The organism is Sulfurospirillum cavolei, from assembly GCF_001548055.1.
Classification (GTDB): Bacteria; Campylobacterota; Campylobacteria; order Campylobacterales; family Sulfurospirillaceae; genus Sulfurospirillum.
On sequence record NZ_AP014724.1, the window covers coordinates 2,250,158 to 2,275,927 of the forward strand.

Annotated in this window: 25 protein-coding genes; 7 read left to right on the plus strand and 18 right to left on the minus strand. The window is 43.6% G+C overall.

All coding sequences use genetic code 11. From position 1 onward, the window contains the following. Positions 1-105: 105 nt before the first annotated feature. Positions 106-564 carry a hypothetical protein gene (locus tag UCH003_RS11270; protein WP_060826580.1) on the plus strand — a complete coding sequence of 153 codons (459 nt, stop codon included), beginning with the start codon at positions 106-108 and terminating at the stop codon, positions 562-564. Next, positions 561-2,477, plus strand: coding sequence for a putative bifunctional diguanylate cyclase/phosphodiesterase (locus UCH003_RS13695; RefSeq protein ID WP_158509039.1), 1,917 nt, complete (start codon positions 561-563; stop codon positions 2,475-2,477). Before UCH003_RS11270 ends, UCH003_RS13695 begins: the two co-directional genes overlap by 4 nt. On the opposite strand, the gene UCH003_RS11280 is transcribed toward UCH003_RS13695, so the two are convergent. From UCH003_RS11280 to rpsB, 10 genes are all read right to left on the minus strand, one after another. Next, positions 2,474-3,307 (minus strand): DNA/RNA non-specific endonuclease, encoded by an 834-nt coding sequence (locus UCH003_RS11280; RefSeq protein ID WP_060826581.1) that lies wholly within the window; start codon positions 3,305-3,307, stop codon positions 2,474-2,476. The two genes, UCH003_RS13695 and UCH003_RS11280, sit on opposite strands and share 4 nt — an antisense overlap. 9 nt (positions 3,308-3,316) lie before the next feature. Continuing rightward, positions 3,317-4,903 (minus strand): arginine--tRNA ligase, encoded by a 1,587-nt coding sequence (gene argS / locus UCH003_RS11285; RefSeq protein ID WP_060826582.1) that lies wholly within the window; start codon positions 4,901-4,903, stop codon positions 3,317-3,319. A gap of 9 nt (positions 4,904-4,912) precedes the next feature. Then, positions 4,913-5,152 carry a twin-arginine translocase TatA/TatE family subunit gene (tatA, locus tag UCH003_RS11290; RefSeq protein WP_039672200.1) on the minus strand — a complete coding sequence of 80 codons (240 nt, stop codon included), beginning with the start codon at positions 5,150-5,152 and terminating at the stop codon, positions 4,913-4,915. A 30-nt stretch (positions 5,153-5,182) separates the two neighbouring features. After that, positions 5,183-5,407 (minus strand): twin-arginine translocase TatA/TatE family subunit, encoded by a 225-nt coding sequence (gene tatA, locus UCH003_RS14045; RefSeq protein ID WP_039672199.1) that lies wholly within the window; start codon positions 5,405-5,407, stop codon positions 5,183-5,185. Positions 5,408-5,476: 69 nt separating this feature from the next. Beyond that, positions 5,477-6,091 (minus strand): guanylate kinase, encoded by a 615-nt coding sequence (gmk, locus tag UCH003_RS11300; protein ID WP_060826583.1) that lies wholly within the window; start codon positions 6,089-6,091, stop codon positions 5,477-5,479. Positions 6,092-6,094: 3 nt separating this feature from the next. Then, positions 6,095-7,573: a hypothetical protein gene (locus UCH003_RS11305; protein WP_060826584.1), complete on the minus strand. Its 1,479-nt coding sequence runs from the start codon at positions 7,571-7,573 to the stop codon at positions 6,095-6,097. Between the two features lie 60 nt (positions 7,574-7,633). Beyond that, entirely contained in the window at positions 7,634-8,407 is a 774-nt protein-coding gene (gene fliR, locus UCH003_RS11310; RefSeq protein WP_041962859.1) for a flagellar biosynthetic protein FliR, read from the minus strand. A 3-nt stretch (positions 8,408-8,410) separates the two neighbouring features. Next, positions 8,411-9,055: an ABC transporter ATP-binding protein gene (locus tag UCH003_RS11315; protein WP_039672195.1), complete on the minus strand. Its 645-nt coding sequence runs from the start codon at positions 9,053-9,055 to the stop codon at positions 8,411-8,413. A 57-nt stretch (positions 9,056-9,112) separates the two neighbouring features. Then, complete coding sequence (gene tsf / locus UCH003_RS11320; RefSeq protein ID WP_060826585.1) at positions 9,113-10,180, minus strand: translation elongation factor Ts; 1,068 nt, start codon at positions 10,178-10,180, stop codon at positions 9,113-9,115. Beyond that, the gene (rpsB, locus tag UCH003_RS11325; protein WP_039672193.1) at positions 10,180-10,971 is read right to left on the minus strand and encodes a 30S ribosomal protein S2; all 792 of its coding nucleotides are present in this window, start codon (positions 10,969-10,971) and stop codon (positions 10,180-10,182) included. The genes tsf and rpsB overlap by 1 nt, the downstream gene beginning before the upstream one ends. A 227-nt stretch (positions 10,972-11,198) precedes the next feature. Between rpsB and UCH003_RS11330 the strand changes: the two genes are divergently transcribed. Both UCH003_RS11330 and UCH003_RS11335 read left to right on the plus strand, forming a co-directional pair. Further along, positions 11,199-11,942 carry an MlaA family lipoprotein gene (locus UCH003_RS11330; protein ID WP_060826586.1) on the plus strand — a complete coding sequence of 248 codons (744 nt, stop codon included), beginning with the start codon at positions 11,199-11,201 and terminating at the stop codon, positions 11,940-11,942. 4 nt (positions 11,943-11,946) lie between these two features. Then, complete coding sequence (locus tag UCH003_RS11335; RefSeq protein WP_144441011.1) at positions 11,947-12,561, plus strand: ABC transporter substrate-binding protein; 615 nt, start codon at positions 11,947-11,949, stop codon at positions 12,559-12,561. 5 nt (positions 12,562-12,566) lie between these two features. Here UCH003_RS11335 and trpA read toward each other — a convergent pair whose 3' ends face one another. Both trpA and UCH003_RS11345 read right to left on the minus strand, forming a co-directional pair. Continuing rightward, entirely contained in the window at positions 12,567-13,307 is a 741-nt protein-coding gene (gene trpA / locus UCH003_RS11340) for a tryptophan synthase subunit alpha (protein ID WP_039672190.1), read from the minus strand. Then, positions 13,304-13,714 (minus strand): Hpt domain-containing protein, encoded by a 411-nt coding sequence (locus UCH003_RS11345; RefSeq protein WP_041962864.1) that lies wholly within the window; start codon positions 13,712-13,714, stop codon positions 13,304-13,306. The genes trpA and UCH003_RS11345 overlap by 4 nt, the downstream gene beginning before the upstream one ends. Before the next feature lie 80 nt (positions 13,715-13,794). On the opposite strand from UCH003_RS11345, the gene panB reads away from it, so the two are divergent. The 3 genes from panB to UCH003_RS11360 are packed head-to-tail and all read left to right on the plus strand — an operon-like array spanning position 13,795 to position 16,647. After that, positions 13,795-14,583 (plus strand): 3-methyl-2-oxobutanoate hydroxymethyltransferase, encoded by a 789-nt coding sequence (gene panB, locus UCH003_RS11350; protein WP_060826587.1) that lies wholly within the window; start codon positions 13,795-13,797, stop codon positions 14,581-14,583. A 4-nt stretch (positions 14,584-14,587) separates the two neighbouring features. Beyond that, positions 14,588-15,610: a Holliday junction branch migration DNA helicase RuvB gene (gene ruvB / locus UCH003_RS11355; protein ID WP_060826588.1), complete on the plus strand. Its 1,023-nt coding sequence runs from the start codon at positions 14,588-14,590 to the stop codon at positions 15,608-15,610. After that, the gene (locus UCH003_RS11360; RefSeq protein ID WP_039672186.1) at positions 15,607-16,647 is read left to right on the plus strand and encodes an AI-2E family transporter; all 1,041 of its coding nucleotides are present in this window, start codon (positions 15,607-15,609) and stop codon (positions 16,645-16,647) included. The genes ruvB and UCH003_RS11360 overlap by 4 nt, the downstream gene beginning before the upstream one ends. A gap of 57 nt (positions 16,648-16,704) precedes the next feature. On the opposite strand, the gene UCH003_RS11365 is transcribed toward UCH003_RS11360, so the two are convergent. From UCH003_RS11365 to lgt, 6 genes are all read right to left on the minus strand, one after another. Beyond that, positions 16,705-18,732, minus strand: coding sequence for a dynamin family protein (locus tag UCH003_RS11365; protein WP_060826589.1), 2,028 nt, complete (start codon positions 18,730-18,732; stop codon positions 16,705-16,707). After that, positions 18,729-21,098 carry a dynamin family protein gene (locus UCH003_RS11370; protein ID WP_060826590.1) on the minus strand — a complete coding sequence of 790 codons (2,370 nt, stop codon included), beginning with the start codon at positions 21,096-21,098 and terminating at the stop codon, positions 18,729-18,731. The genes UCH003_RS11365 and UCH003_RS11370 overlap by 4 nt, the downstream gene beginning before the upstream one ends. A 126-nt stretch (positions 21,099-21,224) precedes the next feature. Continuing rightward, positions 21,225-21,950: a fumarate reductase iron-sulfur subunit gene (locus UCH003_RS11375; RefSeq protein WP_039672183.1), complete on the minus strand. Its 726-nt coding sequence runs from the start codon at positions 21,948-21,950 to the stop codon at positions 21,225-21,227. Next, positions 21,947-23,932: a fumarate reductase flavoprotein subunit gene (locus UCH003_RS11380; RefSeq protein WP_060826591.1), complete on the minus strand. Its 1,986-nt coding sequence runs from the start codon at positions 23,930-23,932 to the stop codon at positions 21,947-21,949. Before UCH003_RS11380 ends, UCH003_RS11375 begins: the two co-directional genes overlap by 4 nt. 2 nt (positions 23,933-23,934) lie before the next feature. Then, positions 23,935-24,717, minus strand: coding sequence for a fumarate reductase cytochrome b subunit (locus UCH003_RS11385; RefSeq protein ID WP_060826592.1), 783 nt, complete (start codon positions 24,715-24,717; stop codon positions 23,935-23,937). 189 nt (positions 24,718-24,906) lie between these two features. Then, the gene (gene lgt, locus UCH003_RS11390; RefSeq protein ID WP_060826593.1) at positions 24,907-25,725 is read right to left on the minus strand and encodes a prolipoprotein diacylglyceryl transferase; all 819 of its coding nucleotides are present in this window, start codon (positions 25,723-25,725) and stop codon (positions 24,907-24,909) included. Positions 25,726-25,770 lie beyond the last annotated feature (45 nt).

Sequence of the window (25,770 nt, forward strand, 5' to 3'; positions counted from 1 at the left end):
CGACAAATCGACGCGTTCTCTCTACCAAGAAAACGTCAACGGCTCTTTCACGCTCGAAGACGATAGCGATAGAAACATCTTTTTTTCGCTGCAATGGATTTTTTGATGAAGCATGTCATAATCATTAGCTTACTTGCGATTTTCACGTATGCGGATAATTATACGTTTTTGGTTAAGCCTTATCAAAAAGAGATAGAGTTGGAAGCAAAAATTATTGCCGAAATTGCCGCTTCCTCTTTGAACGAACCCCTTAGACTCTTTATTCCGGAAATGTCAAAACTTGAAAAAAGTGTCTACGCGCAGTATGCAACGCTTAGTGCAACATGTGAAGATGCAAACTTTATTTTTATCAATAAAAACATCGATGCAAATAGTATCTGCCACGCTAAAAACACGCTTTACTTTACCAACAATTATCGGAAGCTTCTTTCCGACGAACGTTATTTCGGTGCTTTTTTTTGGAATAAAAGCCGACCGAATATCGTTTTTATCCAACGACGACTCCAAGCACACCGCATCCATTTACCGAGCTCTTTTGAACAGTTTATCGAGTCGATCGAATGACACTGCGCTCGTTATGGCATAAAAGTCCGTTTTATTTTTTTATCCCGACGCTTTTGATTGCTTTTGTTCTGCTTTTACTTCTTAGCTATACGATTAAACTTGAAGAGCAAATCGGTCGCAAACTCTTTACGATTTCCACTTCCGATCTTTTCAGCATCACCCAAAATTGTGCTTCACAAGTCGAAAATTTGCTTCATTCCCAACAAGATTACGTCGAAGCGTTGAAAAACGACGTCACGTTACAACGCCGCGTCGAATCGTATCTCAAAACACTCTTAACGCCCAATATCAAATACGCATATTTGGTTTACAAAGACGACCGCGGCATCTTTCGCTTTTTAAGCGATGCATCCAACAAAGAAGACAAAGCGATGATCAATCAAAAACTAGATATCGAAAGTCCCGAATGGTTTCGTATCTATGAAGAAAAACGTCCCGTTATTATTCATCATACGCTCTTGCATCAACTATCGCTTACCTACCTCCTGCCCATTCAATACGACCATCAGGTGCAACTCGTCTTGGCTATTGATTTTTCGGTTCAAAAAATCGAAGAAGTGAACTATGTTTTGACGATTTTAAAACGTGGAATTATCGGCATAATGGTGATTATCGGCGTTATTTTATTCTTTTTGATCCTGCAGGCGATTCGTTTGAAAGATATACGCAAAAATAGCTTTATCGATAAACTGACCGGCGTTTATAACCGTAACTACCTGCAACATTACCAAGATTTGATTCCGCTCGACGATTATATTATTGCGGCGTTAGACATCGACTATTTTAAAAAAATCAACGATACCTACGGACACGATAGCGGCGATCAGGTGCTAACGCAAATCGCTCAAACGCTTTTAACTTCAACGCGAGAAAAAGAAGATATCGTCATTCGATACGGAGGAGAAGAGTTTTTAATCTTAGCGCGTATGCAAAAAAATGATCCGAGCACACCGCTTAATATCATTGAAAAACTCTTCAGCACGATTCAAAATACCCGTTTTGTATTGCCCTCCAATGAATCGATTCAGCTTAGCGTTTCGATCGGCGTTAATCTCGTTCCTCAAAAATCACGTACGTTTCAAGAAGCTTTTAAACTTGCCGACGTCGCACTTTACAATGCCAAATCGAAAGGGCGCAATACCATTGAGATTTACGACGAATCCGGACACAAAGATCAACGCGGTCATTTATCCTTAGCCGAAATTAAAGCGGCAATCGAAGAAGATCGCCTTACATGTTACTATCAAAAAATTATCGATGTCGAAACCGCTCAGATTTCACATTACGAAGCTCTTTTGCGCCTTTTCGACCATGAAAACTGCATCGTAACGCCCGATAAAATCCTTCCGAGCATTCAAGGTACGTTTTTATTGCGGAACATTACGCAAAAAGTTCTCGGTGTCTGCTATCAACAACTTCGTCTTCATCCCAAGCTTTGCATCAACGTGAATCTCAATCCTCAAGATATTATCGACGAGACAATCTTATCGCTTCTAAAAACCTACGCACAAGACCCTTTGATCGCAAAACGCTTAGGTTTAGAGCTGGTTGAGACGGAAGATTTGGTACGTAAAGAAAAAGCAAAAGAGAATTTGTCGATGCTGAAGCGCTTAGGGTATCAAATCTTTATCGACGATTTTGGGAGCGGATATTCCAACTTTATTTACCTTGCCGAATTAAAACCCGATTTTATTAAAATTGACGGGAGTATTATTCAAAAAATTCTAACCGATACGATTTCATTTTTATTGGTCAAAAATATCGTGACGTTTGCCAAAGAAGCCGGTATCCAAGTCATCGCCGAATACGTAAGCGATGAAGGCATCTGTGAACAAATTCGCGATTTAGGCATTCGCTACGCCCAAGGCTTCTTTTTCTCTCGCCCCGAACCGGCTTCCTCACTTTGCGATTAAAACCACTGCTCTCCTTGCGAGGCTTCTATTTTTTCTTCCAGAGCCTCGTCTAAGTCGCATAAAAAATCAAACCCGCTACGACGTTCGATTTCATCGATACTAACCGCATAACGTTCGAAAGAATCGTTTGGCTTGGCGTTTTGAGGAATAATCACGCCGAACGTATGAAGCTGATCGGTTGCATCGATACCGACGTAAAATTTATAAAATGCCGAGGGAACTTGAATCCATGCCGAACTTTTTAACGTTTGAGAACGTCCTTCAAACAAGGGCCCGGTATACACCCACAATACTTTGTATTTTGGAGCGAACGTCTCGATTTCCGCCTCTTCTAGACGTTGCCAAATTTTTTGATTTAAAGAGGGTTTTTGCGGCGTAATATTGGTCATCAAAAAGGTCTCGTATTGAGCGGTTTTACCGTAGAGACGGGCTATCGCGAAATTGGGTGCCATATGCCCTCGATCATACCCGCTATTGGTATAATCGTCTTGTGCGATTAAGCCGAGATTTCGCCAATCGCGACTAAAACTTTCAGGGCGTTTGAGTGAACCTGTCTCGCTAGAAGAAGGTGTAAGTTTATAAACCACCCAAAGTGGATTGGCTTTTATATCCGAATATCCTACCATATACGCACGATTGCGAAAAACACGCGTCCAATGTTCGCTACGTGCATCGAGTGCTTGCGGAACACCTTTAAAACACATCGTATCGCGCGCGATAAAAACTTCGTACATGTAAGAAAGCCCTCCTAAAAGAAGGGCTACGATTAAGAGTTTTGGATAGCGTATCGCTAAACGCAGAAGCGTCGTGAAAAGGCGTTCGCGTCGCATGAAGAAAGACTACATTCTCTCTTTAGCATGAATGCCGATCATGCGAAGCCCTACGCGTAAAGAGAGTGCAACGACGGCAAATAGTTTAAGTAGCTTGGCTTCGTCGTCACTTCCGACGACACGATTTTCGTTGTAAAATTTATGCAGTGCCGCCGCAAGGGATTTTAAATATTCGGTTACTTTTTGTACTTGTCGGGAATGAAATGCATCATCTAAAACTTCGGGAAGTAAGAGAGCACTAAAAAGAAGATTTTGAGCCTCTTCGCTTAAGTTTTCTAATGTGACATGTACGATATCTTGAAGCGATTTTTCAGCTTTTGCAAAAATCTGATTGACCCTTGCATGAGCGTAATTCACGTAAAAAATGGGATTGTTATTGTCTTCTTGCTTAAACACGTCGATGTCAAACTCAAGGTGCGTATCCGATTTTTTGCTGAGAAAAACGAAACGTAATGCGTCACTGCCTATCTCGGCAACGACGTCGCTCATCAAAATAAAATTTCCGGCACGTTTACTCATTTTATACGGCTCTTTGCCTTTGAGCAAAGAGACCATTTGCGCCAATAATACTTCCAGTTTGGATTCGTCGTAGCCTAAGAAATTAATCGCCGCTTTCACGCGTGCAATATAACCGTGGTGGTCTGCGCCCCAAATGTTAATATAGTGATCGTAACCGCGCTGAAACTTATTGTCGTGGTAGATAATATCTCCCGCCAAATAGGTCGGTCTTCCGTCTTCTCTCACGACGACGCGATCTTTTTCGTCGCCCAAGTCAGTCGAACGGATCCACACTTTGCCGCCTTCTTCATACGTTTTAGCATTGTTGCGCAATCGCGTAAAGCTGGCGTCCCATTGATCATAAAGGGATTTTTCGCTGACAAACTGCTCAAAATGGATTCCTACGTCCGCAAGATTGGATCGAATGAGCTCTAGCATCTTGTCTTTGCCCCAGACGGACAAACGTTTGATATTTTCTTCGTTATGGAAAATCGCTTCCCCGAGCTCGTCTTTGGCGACAAACGCCAAATCGACGATGTACTCACCGCGATAGAACTCTTCGGGCCATTGCACGTCAACGTTCAGTATATGCTCACGTCCGGCAAGGTAAATCGAAAGTCCTAGCAAATCGACTTGATTCCCCGCATCGTTGACGTAATATTCGGTCGTAATTTTATACCCTAGATGCGTTCCGATACGATAGAGAGCATCGCCCATGACCGCGCCTCTGGCATGTCCAATATGCAAAGGTCCTGTAGGATTTGCACTGACGTATTCCAATAAAATGGATTCGTCATGCGTATCGCTGCCAAATTCGGCTTCATGTTCCAACGCCCATGTCGCATAGTGATCAAGAAACGACTCGCTCAATTTAAAATTGATGTACCCTTTGATCGGCGTAACGGCTTGAAAAATACCGTCGGTATCGAACTTGGAACAAAGTTCTTCGGCAATCGCAATAGGAGATTTTTTCAACTCTTTTGCTAACGAAAATGCGATCGGCGTTGCATAATGCCCAAAAAAAAGATTGGTCGGTTTTTCTAAAACAAACTCTCTTTGCAGTGTCTTTTGAATGACTTCGGTAACTCTTTTTTTCAACACCGAACCTTATACGGATTTTTTTTCGTCGACGTGAGGCACTGTCGTCGACGCCGTAACGTCTACTTTAGACTCTACTTTTTCGCTTGGTGCTACGGCTGTAGCTTCCTCGTCTTCTTTAATTGCTTTTTTAAAATCTTTAATTCCCTGTCCAAAGCCCTTGGCCAATTCAGGAATTTTTTTTGCACCGAAAAGCAAAACAACCACGGCTAAAATAACTAACCAATGTCCCATACTAAACGTACCCATTTTTTCTCCTTACGTAATTGATCTCAACGCTTAATTTGATTTTTTTTCTTCATGCGGCGGCGTTGTCGTCGCAGTCGTATCGTTTTTTGTTTCCATATTTTCTATCGTCGGCGTCTCTTCTTCTTTTATCGCTTTTTTAAAGTTTTTGATTCCTTGACCGACCCCTTTAGCAAGATCGGGGATTTTTTTCGCACCGAAAAGCAAAACGATAATCAGCAAAATGACGAGCCAGTGTGAAATACTAAACGTTCCCATTGTGTTCCTTATACTCTAAAAGTAACTTATTATAGCATTTTTTCCTAAACGAAAAATGAGGCGGACTTGCTACTCGATATTCGCCCAAGAGCTGATGAATTCGCCCAAATCCGTTAAAGCCGTTTTCGTACGTGAAGCTAAAGCGATCGCAATAAGCGTATGTGCGGTTTCTTCCAAATCGTCGTTAATCAGTAAATAATCGTATTCTTTGATACATGTCATCTCTGAAACGGCATTCGCCAATCGCTTGTCGATGACGTCATTCGAATCCGTACCTCGAAAACACAGTCGTTCCCGTAAGCTTTTTTGGTCCGGAGTCGTAATAAAAACCGAAGTAATCACGTCGCCGAATTTTTCGCGAGCGATTTTATGCCCTTGAACATCGATGTCGCATACAACCAAACGCCCCTCGTGCAACGCTTTTAAAATAGGCTTTAAAGAAGTTCCGTAATAGTTGTCGTGCACCTTTGCCCATTCTAAAAAGTATCCCGCTTCCATGTCCTGCTCAAAAGCCTCTTTGGAAATAAAATGATAACTGACACCCTCTTTTTCGCCTTCACGTATCGCGCGTGTCGTACTCGAGATAGAAAAATAAGCATCGGGAATTGCCTGAAGTACATGCTTCATCAAAGAACTTTTTCCCGATCCGCTAGGACCTGAAAGCACTAAAAGATTGCCTTTCATCCTTTATTTCTCGTCAAAGGTAATGGAAATATTAATACGCATTCCTTTTAAGGCTTCCCGTAAAATATCGCTTTGAGCAAGTCCCGAAATACTTCTGGAAATGCTATTTTCGATTTCACCGCGTATAACGTCTATTTTTTCTTCTTCTTGCACGTCTTCTGAGTCATCTGGCGTTAAAGACTCAGGAGCATCTTCCTCTATGGTTTCTCCGAACGCCGATTTGAGAAGATTTTCGTTCAAATCGTCCAACGATGCGATGCTAATATCTTGGGTGCGAGAGGCAGCAACGTCGATAGTGGCAACGGGGTCTAATAAAGCGTCTTCGTGTTCAAGCTCTTCCACGGCATCGTCGACATGTGGAATCATAAGCGCGTCATCTTCTGGAAAATCCGCTTCGTCTTCATCTTCGGATACTTCCTCCGTCGCTTCGACCAACGTTTCTTCAAAAGAGTCGATGATCTCTTCTTGCGGAAGGATTTCTTCTTCACTTTCTTCTTCACTTTCTTCTTCATCTGCTTCGTCAATCTGCGCTATCGTCATTTCATCTGCATCGGACGCTTCCTCCAACGCCAAATCTTCGTCTTCAAGCGACTCTAAAGAGAGTACGTCCGTCTGATCTTGCATTTTTGTGTCTTCTTCAAATGCAAAATCGTCTTCTTCCTCTTTTTTCTCGTCTTCGTCTTCATCGTCGAGGAAAGCTAAAGTATCGTCGATTTCATGCAAAGCTTCGTTTTCTTCTTCTTGGTCGCTGTCGTCTAAAAGCTGTTTAACTTCATTAATATCATCTTTGTCTAAAATACACGGCGTTGCTTCATCTTTTCCCTCTTCAAGGAGTTCTTCGTCGTCTTCTTGCGCCGGCACCGCACCTAAGCTTTTGTCTTCTTGAAGCAATAACGACGCGTCATCCAATTCATCTAAAGCCAACTCTTCTTCATTTTTGGATGGCATATCTTGAGTATGCGCGTCGAGTAATGTTTCATCTTCAAACGACATTTCACCGAGCTCCACTTCCCCTAATTCTAACGATGTATCTTCATCATCGGAAGGGATCGGAAGCGTTAACGGCTCGTCTTCGTCTAAGGTATCGATATTGTCGATATCGAAGGCTTTTTCTTCGTCGTTTTGCTCCGGCAATACGATCGGATCTTCAACTCTAACGCTCAAAAGCGTATTTTTCGCTTTTTCCAGTAACGTTAGAAAATCGGTCGGTAAAAAGGGTTTTTCCAAAAGAACGTTTACGCCTTGGGGTTTTTGCGTACCTCGTTGCCCGATATAAACAACATAGTTACATTCACTCGTCTCTTTCACGCCTTCAAGGGCTTCTTCTTCATACACCTCGTTATCTACCAATATGACGTCGTATTGAACCAAGGGAACCAACCCGTAATCGTCAAATTCGTCCAACTCATACCCGACCTTATCGGTACTAAGTTTGATAAGCCTTGAAACGGCGGGGTTCGTGTTGAGTAGTAACAGGCGCATGCTCACTCCTGAATGAGAATTAGTATTTCCCATTGTAGTATAAAAAAATTTATGATTGCTTTAACGTAGAAAAAGAAGTGACAAATGGTTCATCGCTTCGATAAATTCCCGCTTGAAAATCAGCATCATCGATGCCAAAACGGCAATCAAAACGACAAACGAAACAGCAATACGAATCGGAAATCCGACGACTAACAGGTTGAATTGAGGCATGGTTTTCATGAGCATACCGAAAACAACGTCGAGTAGGAGCGAAAATGCCACAACGGGAAATGAAAGAACAAAACCGTAAACAAAAATCCCCGTCGTTGCTTTGATTAAGTAGGTCAAAACGTTCATGTGAGGGTAAAACGTCCCCAGCGGTAAAAGTGTCAAAGAATCGGCAATAAATAAAAGCATTTGATGATGTCCGTTAAACGCCAAAATGACCATTAAACCTATTAACGCTAAAATTTGAGAAATAACCGGTACCGACGAACTGGTTTGAGGATCCATAACACTTGCCATCGTAAAGCCCATGACAAAAGCGATTTGCATTCCCGCCATTTGTAAAATTGAAAGAACGATCGTTAACATTAATCCGCCGATTAAACCGATCAAAAGTTCGGAGAGAATTGCAAGCAATAAGTTAAGCAAAGTCGGCACAAACGGTAAAGGAGGCAATAAAGGATAAAGAAAAATAACCATAAAAAACGTTATCGACGTTTTAATGCTTAAAGGAATCGTCGCATGCGAAAAAAAAGGGAAAAAGGCAAATAAGCCGCTTAGTCGGGCAAAGAGAAGAAAAAAAAGAATCACATGTTCTTCGCCGAAGAGTCGAATAAGCGATTCCATCGTTTATACTTCCTCTTTCAATCCGTCGACGTGAAGATGTTTGACGTACGTGCATTGTCGTGCAAGTTGCCGATTGTGCGTCACGAGTAAAAGAGCGGCATTTTCGCGTTCGATGTATTCGAAAAGCACGTTCATGACCTCTTGAGCCGTTTTATCGTCCAAATTGCCCGTCGGTTCATCGGCAAAAATAATTTTAGGTTTTTTTGCAAGAACGCGTGCAATGGAAACACGCTGTTGCTGTCCGCCGGAAAGATCTCCGACTCGATAATGCATAAACTCCGCGATACCCAAACGCTCCAAAAGCATCGGATCAACCGTTTGATCGCTAATAAACGAGGCTAATTCAACGTTTTCGTCGGCAAAGAAACCTTTAAAAAGGTAATGGGATTGAAAAATAATCCCGACGTCGTAACGTCGTAATTTTAAACGCACATCATCGCTATCTTTGTAGATCTGGTGATCACATAAAACAACTTCACCTTTATTCGGAGCTAAAAGCGTCGAACAAATATGCAATAAAGTTGATTTACCGCTACCGCTCACGCCTAAAATCGCCATAGATTCTTTTGCAGCCAAGTCAAACGTAACATTGTCGAACAGCAGGTAGTCAAAAGAGTGTGAGAGTGCGTTTGCGTGTAGTAAAGACATCAATGTCCTTCCAAAAAAGAGGTGAAGAGTTGCCCCTTCACCGATCGTTTAAAATCGTTATTTCAGTTGTTCTGCAACTTCGGAAGCGAAGTCGCATGCTTTTTTCTCTAAGCCTTCGCCGAGTTCAAAACGAACATAACCTACCAGTTCGATTTTACCGCCGAATTCTTTGCTTTTTTCTTCAACCACTTGAGCGATAGTTTTTTTATCGTCCATAACGTAGAATTGACTTAAAAGCGTATATTGTTGGTCAAGTTGCGTATTGTCGGCGATAAAGCGTTCAATTTGTCCCGGAATAATTTTATCCCAAATTTTTTCGGGTTTTCCTTGTGCTTTTAACTCTGCTTCCATCTCTTTTTGCGCTTGCACTAAAACTTCGTCCGTCAATTGTACGCGAGAGACAAAAAGCGGTACACGTTTAAGAGGTTTTTTAAGGCGCGCCAACTCTTCGTTTTCTTTTTCGATATCGGCTTTAATACCGATCGTTTCTTGCTCTACGAATGCAGGATCGAGTTCGGTATAGCTTAAATACGTAGGCTTCATTGCCGCGGCATGCATACAAAGGTTACGAATAAATTCACCCGCTTTTTGCGCCGTCGCTTCACTGTCGCAACTTGCCGCAATTAAAACACCCACGCGTCCGTTGGAGTGAACATAACCGTTGACGACGCCGTTGGCACCTGCTTTAAGCGTTGCAAAGCGTCTTACGACCAAGTTTTCACCGATTGTTGCGACTTTCGTAGCAAAATACTCTTCAAACGGCGTACCGTTGATGGTCGTTTTCATAAGTTCTTCTGTCGTCTCGACGTTCGTTGCTTGAATATGTGCCGTCGTATCTTTCGTTAAAGCGATAAAACCTTCGTTTTTCGCGACAAAATCCGTTTCCGCATTGATCTCGCTCACGGTTGCCGTTTTAAGTGTCGGATCGACGTAAACGTTGACCAAACCTTCACTTGCCAACCTGTCCGCTTTTTTAGCCGCTTTTCCCAAACCTTTTTCTCTTAAAAGGTTCGTAGCCGCTTCAAAATCGCCGTCCGTATCGACGAGTGCTTTTTTACAATCCATCATACCGGCACCGGTGGACTCGCGTAACTCTTTTACTAAAGCAGCGGTAATTTCAGCCATTATTCGCCTTCCTCTACTACTGCTTCTTCTTCGCTCATCGCTTCATCGATCAAGTCGTTTTTCTCTTCTTCGCTTGCTTCAACCGCTTCTTCAGCCGCAGGGGCGTCTTTAGCGCGAATTTCCGCTCCTTCGCTCATTGCTTCACACATCTCTTTACAGAAAAGTTGAATCGAACGAATTGCATCGTCGTTGCCGGGGATCGGTAAATCAACCATATCGGGATCACAGTTCGTATCAAGCGGAGCAACGACCGTAATACCTAAACGTCTTGCCTCTTGAACGGCAATTTTTTCTTTCACGGTATCAATAACAAAGATCATATCGGGTAAGTTTTTCATATTGCGGATACCGCCGAGGTAATCCAAAAGTTTCTCTTTTTTTCTTCGAAGCATCAAGGCTTCTTTTTTAGTGAGAAGATCGATTTGTCCGTCTTCTTCCATTTTTTCGATAATGTCAAGTTTACGGATAGATTGTCTGATGGTTTGGTAATTCGTTAGCATACCGCCTAACCATCTGTGGTTAACGTATGGCATACCGCATTTTTCCGCGTATTCGCGAATAGCTTGGCTTGCTTGTTTTTTGGTTCCTACGAACAACATTGATTTACCCTCAGCTGCTGCATCTTTAACAACATTGTAGGTATATCTGAAATAACGTAGCGTTTTTTGAAGGTCTACGATATAAATATTTTTTCTCTCTCCGAAGATGAATTTTTTCATCTTTGGATTCCAGCGTCTTGTTTGGTGTCCGAAGTGTACACCGCACTCCAATAGGTCTTTCATGGTTACCATGAAGCTCTCCTTTGTTTAATTTTTGGTTTTGCCTCCACACCCGTCAACAGTTCAACACTGCAACCGTAAAGGATTGGTGTGTGTGAGATTAGGACGGAGATTATAGTCAAAACAAGATTAAAATTTGCTTGTTCTATGCTAAAGAAAGGCACCGTTCATAAACTTTAATCTAAAATAAATTAGAAAAGTTCTATAATTGCGACAATTTTACTATTTCGGAGTTGCCGGTGCGTCTATTATTTTTAGCATGTTTTTTCAGTTTATCGCTATTATGGGCGGCAAACCCTACGCCGCAACAAGCAAGCGAAGACGTTGAAACCGAATTTGCCGATAAAACAAGCGAAGCTCTTTTTGATCCGTTGGAAGGATACAACCGTTTTATGACGGACGTCAACGATCATTTTTACGAATACCTTCTTAGACCGACGGCGCAAGGATACGCTTATCTCGTGCCCGAGAGCGCACGTAAAGGTCTTTCCAATGCGTTTGAAAACCTTTTTTTCCCGATTCGTTTCGTCAATAATCTTTTGCAATTTAAATGGCTCAATGCTTTTGAAGAATCCGAGCGTTTCGTCTTGAATTCAACGATGGGTATCTTGGGTTTTCGCGACGTTGCCGCAGAAGAGTTGCACATTTACGCACACGATGAGGATTTCGGACAGACCTTGGGTGCTTACGGCGTCGGTAGCGGCTTTCACATCGTACTGCCGATTATAGGACCGTCCAATGCCCGCGATCTTGTCGGGCTTGCGGGTGATTATTGGTTGAATCCGCTTACGTATATCGAAGCGCGCGACGCAAATATGGTCGACAATACCGCCGAATCTCTCGGCGTAACGGCATTTTATATGATCAATCGAACGTCTTTACATGTCAACGAATACGACAGTCTCAAAAAAGATGCAATCGAACTTTATCCGTTTTTACGCGATATTTACGAATCGCGTCGAAACAAACTGATAAGCGAATAAAACCATGATGCAAAAATTACTTTCTAGCATTTGGGTTATGCTCATATGCGCACATTCGCTTCTAGCGCTCCCCGAAAGCGATATTACGCCTTTTATGCGCTCTAATATCGATCTTGCTACGTCTATTTTACGCAATACGCATCTCTCAAAACCAGAGCGTTCGGGTAAAATTTTTGCCATTTTCGATTCCGTGTTCGATTACACGTTAATGGCAAAACTATCGATAGGCGCAAAACAATGGGAAAGTTTATCTTCAGAGAAACAGCACGAATTTACGAAGTTGTTCGAGATGCGCTTGAAAAATTCCTACATGGAAAAACTCGATCTGTATACCGACGAAAAAATCGTGATTAAGAACTTAGAGAAAATCAAAGACACGCGGATTCACTTAACGACCCATCTCATGAAAAACGGCGAAGTGTACGAAATTATTTACAAATTTTATAAAACCGCCAATGCCGGAGAATGGATGATTTATGATGTCGATATTTTAGGCGTGAGTATTATCCAAACGTACCGTACGCAGTTTGCGGAAATTTTAGCGAAAGAACCGTTCGATCAATTGTTAGCAAGGCTCAAAGAACCCGAGCCTGCCGATACAAAAAAAGCTTCTCAATAAAACGCTTAAGCGTTAATTTTTTCTTTGATGATGCGTGCTTTTTCCGCAATTTTTTCGATTTTTTGAGTACCGCTTAGGCTCTCATCCAATAAGACTTCGACAAACGCACTTCCTACGATAACGCCTTCAACGCCTTTTGCCCGTTCCTTAGCCGTCTTTTCATTCACACCGAATCCTACGAACACCGGCGTTTGACTCTGTTCTTTAATCGCATGAATCGTTTTGCTCAAATCTTCGCCGGCATGTGCTCCCGTAATACCGGCATACGCGACGAGGTAAATAAACCCTTGTGCATGCTTGACGATATGTGCGATACGCTCTTTAGTATCGGTCGGTGCGACGAAGCTAACCATTGAAAGGCGGCGTTGCTGCATCAAAGGCATGTAACACAATGCTTCTTCATGCGGCAAATCGGGGATAATAAAACCTTTAACGCCCAAATCGAGTGCTTTTTGCGTGATAGCATCTAAACCTTTATGGTAAAAAGGATTAAAATATCCCATCCAATACGTCTCAAGTTCCGTCGCAACGACGGAAGATATTTCAAAAAGCGTTTCAAGTTTAAAACCGTTTTGTAAGGCTTTAAGGTTTGCCGATTCGATGATCGGACCATCCGCCACGGGATCGGAAAAAGGAATACCTAACTCTAATTTATCGACGCCCGATTGTTTTAAGGACGATACCAAATCCAATGTAAATGCTTTATCGGGGAAACCCGCCGTTACGTACGCGACTAATTGCTTCACTCTTTCTCCAACTGATGGGGTACTTTTATAATCAAGGGATTTAACACGGTAAAAAAGGGCGCGTCGTCTTCAACGTCCTTGCGGTATTTTTCAAACTGATCGCTGACCAAAAGCAACCAATCGATAAACGCTTCACTTGCGGGTCCTTTTAACACGCGCGCTTCTTCGGCAATGTCTTCGGCTAAAACCGCTAATTTGATAATCGGGTCTAATTTTAAAAAACCGGCGGCGGATTTCATATTGTGGAAAATACGAAAAAGATCTCCGATGTTATCGCTGTAGCGATCCGCTTTACTCATTCCGATAATTAAAGGTTCCATGTTTTCACACATGATCGCAAAATGGGAAACAAAATCTTCAACAATTTCCATATCAAAATCGACTTCCAATTGTGCCAGAATACCCATGGTGCATACCTCCGAAGTGACTCATTGTACCATTTTTAATCTAAAATTTTCTTATCCCAAATTAGGGTATAATCCTCTTTATGAAAACAATTACATCCATTCAAAAACATAAAGGAACGACTCCTTTAACCGTCATTACCGCGTATGATGCGCTTTTTGCTTCCCTCTTCGATCAAAAAGTCGATATCATTCTTGTGGGCGATAGTCTCAATATGAGCTTTAACGCCAAACCCGATACGCTCTCGGCATCCATGGACGTTATGCTCTACCACACGAAAGCGGTTTGTGCGGGAGCAAAAGAGACTTTTATCGTTTGCGATATGCCTTTTGGTACTTATACCGACGAAAAAACGGCGATTTACAACGCCTCACGCGTTTATGCCGAAACCGATGCACATGCCGTGAAGATTGAAGGCGGCATAGCCCGTGCGCCGATTATCAAAGCCTTGACGCAAAATTCCATTGCGGTGATGGGACATATCGGTTTAATGCCGCAATTCGTACGGAGTGAAGGCGGATACAAAGTACGCGGTCGCACCGAAGAAGATATTGTAACCCTCATCGAAGACGCCAGAGCCGTCGAAAAAGCCGGCGCATTTAGCGTCGTAATCGAGGGTGTTGTCGAAGAAGCCGCCAAACGTATTTCCGAAGCGATTTCTATTCCTACGATCGGCATCGGCGCAGGGAAATATACCGATGGGCAAGTCTTGGTTTGGAGTGACATGTTAGGCTTTTTCCAAGCTTTTCAACCTAAATTCGTCAAGCGTTACCTTGAGGGTGCCACCTTGGTCCAAACAGCACTTGACGCTTATATCAAAGAGGTTCAAGAGCGTTCTTTCCCGCAAACCGAATACACCTATCAAAAGTAAGAGAATGGAACGCATCGTCGAAATCGAAAAAGTCTCTTTTGAGAGCGAATACGAAAAAAGTTTAAGACCGACCTCTTTTGAAGAGTACATCGGACAAGAAAAGATCAAAAAGAATCTCCATGTCTTTATTCAAGCCGCCCTTAAACGCTCCGAATGCTTAGACCATATTCTTTTTTTCGGTCCTCCCGGTCTTGGTAAAACCACTTTGGCGCATATTATTTCCAACGAAATGCGCGCTAATATTAAAATTACCGCTGCACCGATGATCGAAAAGAGCGGTGATTTGGCGGCAATTTTGACCAACCTTCAAGAGGGCGACATTTTGTTTATCGACGAAATCCACAGGCTCTCGCCTGCCATTGAAGAGATTTTGTATCCGGCAATGGAAGATTACCGACTGGATATTATCATCGGCTCTGGACCTGCGGCACAAACGATCAAAATCGACCTGCCCCGCTTTACCCTTATCGGGGCGACCACGCGTGCGGGTATGATCAGTTCACCTTTACGCGATCGTTTCGGAATGCATTTTCGTTTGCAGTTTTACACCAAAGAGGAGTTGGCGCAGATTATTACCAAAGCCTCCGGCAAACTTGAAAAACTCTGTTTGCAAGACGCCGCTTTGGAGATGGCGCGCCGTTCGAGGGGAACGCCGCGTATCGCATTGCGTCTTTTAAAACGTATTCGCGATTATGCCGACGTGAGCGATGAAACCTCTATCACGAAAGAGCGTGCACGTTACGGCTTGAATGAACTAGGCGTTAACGACTTGGGCTTTGATGAACTCGATTTAAAGTATTTGGAGTTACTGATTCAAGCCAAAGGTCGCCCTTTAGGACTGAGCACGATTGCCGCGGCGCTTAGTGAAGACGAAGGCACGATCGAAGATGTAATCGAGCCTTATTTGCTGGCTAACGGCTATATCGAGCGCACCGCGCGCGGACGGGTTGCGACGCCTAAAACGTATGAGCTTTTCAGGCTTACGCCGCCTTTGATGCAAAACGGATTATTTGAGGACCATGTATGAACGAACATCGCTTTTTTTTAACGGCTATTTTTCTGGCGGTCATTTACTCGATCATCAAACTTTACGAGCCTTTTTTGATGATTATTACGATTGCTTCTTTACTGGCGATGGCAACGTACAATATCAATTTTAAGCTCTACACGATCTTTCGCAACAAACATGTTTCAGCATTGTTGTCGACGCTTTTGCTCTTGGTATTGCTGTTCGGACCTATCGTCTATACGATCACTTCCGTCGGCGGTATCGTTAACAACTTCGATCTTTCGATGATCGAAAAAGTACAAACCTATTTGCGAAACCTCGACTATAGACTACCCGACGCACTAGCCTTTTTACAACCTAATTTGGACGATTTTATCAATAACCTCAATATCGCTCAAATTTCGACGACGGCACTCTCGTATTTAGGAGCTATCGGTAAAAACAGTGCCGGCTTTTTAAAAGACATGCTTCTGATCGTCGTTTTCTTCTTTTTCGCGCTTTTAAACGGCAAAGATTTGATCGACTATTTTAAAAGCGTGATGCCGATGGACGCAAAAGAGGTCAATTTCGTTTTTGTCGAAGTGACCAACGTCATGAGCGTCGTTTTTTACTCTATTTTACTGAGTGCCATTTTTCAGGGTGCGCTTTTTTCGATCATCGGTATGGTTTTTGGATACGACGGCTTATTGCTTGGGATTTTCTACGGTTTTGCTTCGCTGATTCCTATTATCGGGGGAGCTTTGATGTGGGTGCCTTTATGTGCTCTGGAGTTGGCACACGGTAACGTTACTGCCGCCGTCGTGATCGCGCTTTATTCGATTATCGTGATTTCTATTATCGCAGATACGTTCGTCAAGCCGCTTTTTATCAAGTACATCAATAACAAATTGGTCAAAACGCCGACCGCCGTTAACGAGCTTTTAATCTTTTTCGCCATCTTCGCGGGTTTGACGACGTTCGGTTTTTGGGGAATGATTTTAGGACCTGCGATTACGACACTTTTTATTTCACTTTTAAAACTCTACAAACTGCTCAAAGAAAAACGTTACATGTAAGATTTTTACCTGTCGTTTCAACGCCGGTTTTTCGTGACATGTTACGAAAAATCGACGTTACGCTATCTCGTTTACCAAAAGAGTAATCTGCTCTATAAACTTCAAATGCCGTGCTTTTTTCTCTTCGATAAAGGCTACTTTCGCGTCTTTAATCTCTTGAAAATGCACAATCAAACGATCGTAATCTTTGCTCAAAAACGTATGGCGCGTATTCATCATATTTTCAAGTTCGTAGAGGTGAAAAGCGGTGCGAAGCCGTTCTTTGATCTCGTCGATTTTAGGCTGATATAACGAAAACTTCGTCGGATTCTCTTCATAAAGTTTGAGCGATTTTTCGATCTTATTTTCCAAAAACGCCACGCAAACTTCGGTAGCGTTTTGATAATTAAAGCTCACGGCACTGCTAAGGTGGTTAAATTCCGAACTGATCTTGGCGTAAGAGTCCGCAATTTCATCGTTAAAAGGCTTTAAAATCGTCTCATAGACTTTGGAAGCGAAACGGCGAAGGTTAGCAAATTCGATATCCGAATGCAACGCTTCGCTTTTTCGGATAATCTCATAAGGTGCTTGCCATTTTAAAATGCCGTGTTCCAAAGAGCGATAAACCAAGCGGTTTTTATCGTTGACTTCGTTTTGAATCGCACCCAAGCTTCGTACGTACTGTTTGAACATTTTTCCGATGACGTTATCGTCGTAGAAAAGGTTTTTATAGATCAAATCGGAATTGATTTTGGGGGCCAAATACTCAAACGGCACATAAGCGATTCGTTTGGAAAAAAGTCCTTCTTTTTGAGCTTCGTAGCGCACTTTTTTTTCGCGCGTCACTTGGTTGTAAATCGCATCGGCAATGGTGTCGATAATCTGTTCGATACGCATAAAAGCACTTTTTAGATCGTGTGAAAATTTTCCCTTAAGATCCGTAAACAGTGCCGTCGCCTCAGACTCAAAACGTAAAATTTCATTCAAAAGTTGATCGTAAATCGCGATAAAAAGTTCGTGTTGCGCGATGAGTTTACCCGTAATCTCTTCAATCTCTTTTTTGATGGCAAACTCTTTGGATTGGGTCGCTTTGGGTTGTATTTCGTTGCGAATGAAGTCTAAGACTTTATCGATATTGGACGCTTTTAAAAGTTCGAGATTGGCTCCCAAATCGCTTTGTAAAATAATGTCCAACGAGGCTTCATACGCTTTAAAATCTTGCTCAATTTGTGCAAAGTCAAGCTTATCGCCGCTTTTTTCAAGCTTGACATGTAAGCTTTGCATAAAAGCGTCAAGCCGTTCTTGCATCATCACTTTTTTATCGTGGCTTCGTGACTCCAACGCCTGACGTGCCGAAATGGGAATGACGTCGCTAAAAAACTCTTTGAAGGCGGTTTTAACGTATTCCTCGGTTTGAGAGACTTGCGCTTCGGTAAACTTGTCTTTTTGATTGAGAACGCATAAAGATTTATTTTGGTATTTTCCGAGGTACGCTTCTAGCACATGCAGTTCGCTCATTTTCCCCGCATTGTCGATCAAGGTCAACCAGATAATGCCGTCTACCTCGCGTAAGACTTTTTCCGTCGTTTGCGTGTCGCTTGCCGCTTGAGAATTGAGCCCCGGCGTATCGACGAAGACAATGTCTTTGAGAATATTGAGCGGTGCGTACAAAACCAAATACGCAATATCTTCGACGTTTTCCCGTTGATCGGTAAAGCGCGCGATCGTAGCAATATCGTGGTATTCGTCGCGACCGTCCTTATAATGGACACGAATCTTAAAAGCGTCGCCGTAGCGAATGTAATTGACCTTCGACGTGACCGGCGTAATGCCCGTCGGCAAGATATTTTTTGCCAAAAGCGCATTTAAGAACGTAGACTTACCGCTGGAAAACTGCCCCGTAATGGCCACTTTCATCGGTTCTTCGGAACGTATTTGCAACTGTTCGAGTGCATACGTCAGTTGTGCGGAAGGTAAATGCGATTCGTCCAGCAGAACATACTGAAGTTTTTTGAGAAATCCTAAAAGCGTCGCGTCAAACGTCGGCGTTTGCTTTAAAAAACGTTCGTGATAACACGCGATAAAAGTCTCTAAAATACGGCTCATTGTGCCTCCATTATCGTTCGCAACTCGTCTCGTACGCATAGCAATACGCGCTCTTTTTCGCCAATTTCGTCCAAACGAACTTCACGTCTAAACCCTTGATCTTGAATGCGATGCATCGCTTTTTCCAAGAGTTCGCCCTCTTGAATAAAACGCATCTCAAGGGTGTGTGCAGGAGCTTCACAGTGTGCGATGAAGGCTTGTAAAAGCGCGGCGTTCATCGGGACGAGCTTGGCTTCGATCATCTCTTTGATTTGCGCAAACTCTTCATCCAAAACAAGATCGCACTCTTGCGAGAACCGGCTTAAATCGCTTTTTGCGTGACGATGCATCGCGCTTTCAATGCCTTGCATCAGTGCCGCATTATTTTTAAAGACCGATAATGCGCTTAAATGTTCTTCACAAAAACTGCGCGCATCAAGCATTACGGCACTGCTTTCGTGCTGAAACTCTCCGTATTTGGCGTTCATGTATTCAAACATACCGTGCGTTTTTTTCTCGAATTCGTAACGATAATCCCGAATCAAATCGACCATTCCGTCTTTCATTGCCGTTTCGATCATCGAAGCAATACGCTCTTCTTTGGGTAAACGTTTGTTTTTCGTCGTTTCGTAACTCACGTCATCGTAAATGCGGCGTTTCAAAACACCTTGCAAAGTTTCAAGTCTTTGCAGCGCAAACTTCTGAAGCGTCGTAAAGTAGAGTTGCATGTCGTTTCGACTCTCGTTTAGCGTTTGTTTTATCTGCTCTAAAAATGAAGCGATGCGCCCTTTTTGTGCTTGATGTTCTTCGTATGCCGCCGCCACCTCTTCTTTGGAAACGTCTAGCAAACGCTTCTCGTGCGCAAAGGCACTCAAGGCACTTTCAACGATGCTTTCGAGTTCTTTGCGGTTAGAGGAGACGATGAGTCGCGCTTTATGGCTTTTTTCTCCGAACAAGACCTCTTCCAAATACGCTTCCAAAGCTAAAATACCCGTTTTTTGCTGGTCGTATCCGAGGGCTAACGCCTCTTCCCCTCGTCCGAGCTTGTGCAGCAACGCCAATTTTCCTGCCATCGGAAGAAAAACGATCCGTGCGATCACGTCGTCTAAGCGTGAAGCTTTGTTTTGTTCTCTCAAACGCGCTTCAATGCTTTGTTTGGTATACGTGATGACCTCTTCGAGTTCGTCTTCCCGCACGGCGTCGATGCGCGTAATGACGACCAATAGCTGAGCAACGTTGCGGTAGAGTAAAGCATCGATGATAAAATCGACGTCTTTTTGCGTCGCCGCTTGTGCCGCATTCATCAAGTGAATCATTAAATCGCATTCGCTAAGGTACGATACGGTTATCTCTTCGCGTTGGACGACGGGATCGTCTAAGCCCGGAGTATCGACGATGACGACGCCTTCTTTAAGAAAGTTTAAATCGGTGTAAAGCTCAACGCTTTTGACGAGATTGCATTTTTTATCGGAATGTTTTGCGGAAGTAAACTGCGCTAATTGATCGGTACGAATAGTTTGGCTGAGTCCTTGAGGCGTAATAAAGCTTTCAAATTGCGTACCGAAATGCGTCTTTGACTCGTGTACGAATGCCTCGAGACTTTTAAGCCTCGTTGCGCCCTCTTCGATACGTTGCCACTCTTTTCGATTCCAAAAATGAACAATCGCATAAGGCTGTTGCGCATAACGAATCAGCGTTAAATTGGCCGTTTCGGGAACCACGGACGTTCCGAGTACCTCTTCACCGAGTAAGGCGTTGAGCATGGTCGATTTACCGGCATTCATGACTCCCGTTACGCCGATAGAAAAGTCTCCTTTCGTCAAACGCTCGTGCGTTTGATTTAGTCGCTCGCGAAACGTATCGTTTTCAACGACGTTATGCAGGTTGGAAATCGCCGTTTGCAAAAGATTCAATGCATTTTGATAGTAATTTTTTCCGCCGAGCGCACTTTTGATTTCAAAAGGAAGCGTTTCGACTTTTTTCTCTTCGATTAAGGCAAGAACGCTGCTTAAACTACGCAAAGCGTCGTAAGAGATAATGCCTTCTTTTCGTAAACGCTCTAAACGCTCCTCGATTGAAACGACCAACGAAAGATTGCCTAAGCGAACCAAACACTCTAAGGCATGTTTTTGGGCATACATGCATGTTTTTTGCGTCGGAAGGTTTGAAAAAAGTGTCGTAAAGACGGTTTGAGTCGGTTCAAGCGATGCGACGCTTGAGAGGTTTTGCGGCGTTAGCATCAAAACAATCGTCAGATGATCGCAAAAAGCGTCTTGATCGCGCGCGGCAAACCGCATCAGCGCATCCATAAGCGTTTCGTCGAAAACAGCGGGTTGTTGTAGCCGTTCGTTCCAAATCAGCAGAAAAAAATCGTGAATCACATGCATACGAATCTATCTTTAAATGTTTTTTTGATTATATCAGCTTTTATTATAATAAAAACCAAAATACGGAGTTAACGGAAAAGATTAAACAAAGGACGAAGCAAGTGCTTCGTCCTTTTTGAAAGTCGACTATTTATCGCGAAGTGCGACGAGTTTTCGTCTCATATACGCAATTTTAGATTGAAGCGGTAAGTGTTTAGGGCAGTTGTCTTCACATGCGACCAAACTCATACATCCAAAAATTCCGTCATCGTCGCCGATAAGCTCGTAATAATCCTCATCGGTTCTTTCATCGTGAGGGTCCATGGCAAAACGGGCCACTCTGTTGATACCGACCGCACCGATAAAGTTAGGGCGCATCAATTTCGTACCGCACGCCGCGACGCAGATACCGCACTCGATACAACGATCCAGCTCAAACGTCTCGTCGGCAAGTTTCGGATCCATCGGTGCTTCGAGTTTTGCGATGTCGGGTTTATGGTTGGTGTGAATCCAACTCTCGACGCGTTTACTCATACCGTTCATCCAGTTACCCGTATCGACGGAAAGGTCTTTAATCAACTTAAACGCCGGCATCGGCATTAATTGAATTACACCTTCAGGAAAGTTTTTCGTCAACGTACGGCATGCAAGTGCGGGTTTACCGTTAACCATCATACCGCAGCTACCGCAAATACCGGCACGGCATACGAAGTCAAACGATAAGTCGGCATCCAACGTTTCGCGAATCTTTGTTAAGGCGATAAACAAAGTCATACCATCGGTTTCTTCCAGCTTGTACTCTGCAAAATGCGCCTTTGAAAGTTTTGATTGCGGGTTATATTTCATAGCCCTGATGGTAATAGTTCTACTCATTTTGCATCTCCAAATCTCTCATTTTTAGCTTTATAGTAAGGTTGAAGTTCAAATGGCATCAACGCGTCTTGAATTTCGTGTCGATCTTTGCCTGCGGCTTCCATCTCTTCTCGGATTTTATCCACTTCTTCTTGGCGTTTAAGGCTGAGTTCGTTTTCGATAATCATACCTTTTGCGCCGTATCCGCGGAACGCCGGCGGGATTTCCATTTTCATAATGTCTAAATCTTCATAGCTTACGGTTGGAAGAGTCGCGCCCTCTTTCCATGACGTAAGGGTACGTTTCAACCAGTTGGCATCATCACGTTTCAAGAAGTCTTCTCGGTAATGCGCACCACGGCTTTCCGTTCTCTCGCGAGCACCCATAGCCACACAAAGAGCCAGTTTGAGCATCATCGGTACGCGATACGCTTCTTCAAGCTCCGGATTGGCAGAGGTTGTTTTGGATTTAACGGTAACGTCGTGTGATTTTTTGAGTAGCTCTTCAAGCTCGTTTACGGCTTCGGCAAGACCTTTACCGTCACGGAAAATCGCTACTTTTTCCCACATAATGTCGCGCATTCTGTTTTTGATTTCAAAAATGTTGTATTTACCTTTGTTGGTTAACAAGTGGTTGATGAAATCGGATTGTTTTTTCAACGTTTTTTCGATAGTCGCCGTGTTGACGTCTACTTCGTTGGACAAACAAAAATCTGCAAAATAATCACCCACGATCATACCCGCAACAACGGTTTCGCTGACGGAGTTACCGCCCAAACGGTTAAATCCGTGCATATCCCAACATGCCGCTTCACCCGCACTAAAAAGTCCTTTTAACGTCGGAGACTCGCCGGTCGGTTTGGTTCTGATACCGCCCATAGAGTAGTGTTGCATCGGAAGAACCGGTGCCCAACCTTTTGGACCTTCATCCGCAGGATCGATGCCGTTAAAGATTTGGCAAATTTCTTGTACGTCTCTTAGGTTACGCTCGATGTGCGCACGACCGAGAATCGAAATATCAAGCCATAAGTGCTCGCCGTACGGAGATTTGACACCTTTGCCTTTACGAATGTGTTCCATCATACGACGGCTTACGACGTCGCGGCTGGCGAGTTCTTTTTTCTCAGGTTCGTAGTCCGGCATAAAACGGTGACCGTCAACGTCGCGTAAAATACCGCCGTCTCCTCGGCAACCTTCCGTTAAAAGAATGCCTGACGGAACGATCGGAGTCGGGTGAAATTGTACCGCTTCCATATTGCCGAGCTGTGCAACGCCCGTTTCAAGTGCAATCGCCGCGCCGATACCGTCGCAGATAACCGCATTGGTCGTTTGTTTGTAAAGTCTTCCGTAACCGCCTGTTGCGATGAGTGTTCCTTTAGCAACGTAAGCCCAAAGCTCACCGGTTACAAGGTCTCTTACGATCGCACCGTAACAACGGTTGTTTTCATGAATCAACGCAATCGCTTCTTTTCGATCTTCGATATTGACGTTATGTTTCAACGCTTCATTCGCAACGCCGAAAAGCATGGTATGTCCCGTAGCATCCGCCGTATAACAGGTTCTCCATTTTTTCGTACCGCCGAAGTCGCGAGAGTGAATGTAACCGTGGACTTCGTCGTCTTCAACGATCGTCGTTCTCTCCGCGTTGATGATCGCTTCTCTTGGGCCTTTGGCAATTCGCGTCCAAGGCACGCCCCAGCCAGCAAGCTCACGGATCGCTTTAGGCGCAACCGTTACGAACATACGTGCAACTTCTTGGTCACAACCCCAGTCGCTACCTTTAACGGTATCGGCAAAGTGAACGTCTTCGTTGTCGCCGCGACTCATTTTTGAGTTACCAAGACTTGCTTGCATACCGCCTTGTGCCGCCGCAGAATGCGAACGTTTTACCGGACATAAACTTAAAACCGTTGTACTCAAACCTTTGGATTGCGTCGCAATCGCCGCTCTTAAACCTGCTAAACCGCCACCGATGACCAGTGCATCACAATATTTTACGTTCATTTTTACGCCCTAACCTTCTCATCAAATCTTACTTCAACTTGTGCCGTAGGTTTATATTTATCGACCAAACCGTGGCTATATTCGTACCCGTATTTGACGTATGCGGCCAATGTTAAGAGTCCTAACGCCAAGAAGAACGCCGTAACGGCCCATTTTGCTTTTTTGAGGTTCTTGCGAGACTCTTTTGCGTTAGCACCTTCGAACCAACCCCATTTAACACAGAGGCGATACAAACCGATGCCGCCGTGGAACTCTACGGCTAAAAGAAGAAGAAGGTAAAACGGCCACATAAAATCGCCGTACATACGCTCTGACGATCCGAACGGTCCGATTTTATCGGATTGTGCCGCCATCATCAAAAGGTGCGCCGATCCCATAAAAAACATCGCAAAACCGGTAAATGCTTGTGTAAACCACATCGTCGTATCATCGTGTTTCATCATGCCCATATGGGTTTTATAGGCTTGGTATTGTCGAAACGTAATAGGTAATTTTCGCATTCCGAGCATCGCGTGAACGATAAATACGGCGAAAACGAACAATACGATTCCTGAAACGATCCAAGGTTTCGGCTCGCTTAAGAACATACTGCCTTCGAACATTTTGGTTATGGTGTACATAAAGTCTTTGCTAATTAAAATCGTTGAAACAAAGAACATATGTCCCCACATAAACAAACCTAAGAAGAGGCCGGTCGCACTTTGAATATAATCAAGTTTTGCCGGAACTCTACTCTTTTTCCCTTCTACGCTGGTACCTAGAAAACCTTCAAGTAGGTCACTCACATCTCATCCTTTTTGTGAAGTTTAATAAACACATCAGAAGGCGCATCGTTTGCGCCTTCTGATGTGTTTAATCGCGTCGTTTTCAACGCTTTCAGCCCAACAGCCTCGGCTACTTTGTACTTTTTTTCGTCAATTCAAAACTCGGTTTACGAAATTATAATATAGCCGAGGGGATTTAAAAGGGATTTTTTACCCCCTCTTCATCCGCCTTTTAATTACCCCGTATAAGACAAGCGACGCAACCGCCATCACGAGCGAAAGGGCTTGACCTTTACTCATCCAGCCTCCGTACACAAAGCCGATTTGAAAATCAGGCTCGCGCCAAAACTCCGCCGTAAAGCGCGCCAAAGAGTAGAAAAGACCGTACAGCGCAATCAATTCGCCGTCGAATTTTTTAGACGAACGGTACAGGTAAAGCAAGAGAAAAACCGCCAATCCTTCCAATAACGCTTCGTACAATTGAGAAGGATGACGCAAAACACCGTCCACGTAAATGCCCCACGGTACGTCGGTTACGCGGCCGAAAAGCTCTTGATTTAAAAAGTTCCCGATACGCCCGAAAATATACCCCACGGGTACGCTTAAAGCGACAAGGTCCAAAAGTCGCCAGATATTTACTTTGTATTTGAGGTAGAAAAACCACGTTCCCAGTAAAAATCCTACAATCGCGCCGTGATAGCTCATACCGCGAATACCGACGAACGTTCCGTCCATAAAAGGGTTAAACATCTGCCACGGATGTGCCAAATAATAGTCCAAATGTGGATCGTAAAACAAAATATACCCGATGCGTGCGCCTAAAACGATCCCGATTTCGATCCAAATAAAATAACTTTCCAAAATTTGATTCGAAAAACCGAGCGCATCTTTTTTGACAAAAAACTTTGCGGCATAGAGTGCCCCTAAAAGGGCTAACATGTACATCAATCCGTACCAATGTACGGCGACCGGACCTAATTTAAAAGCGACCGGATCAAAATGAGCGTAAATATGGTTCCAAAACGGCATTATTTTCCTTATAATCAATCTTGACATGTAGACTTTTTACCGTAG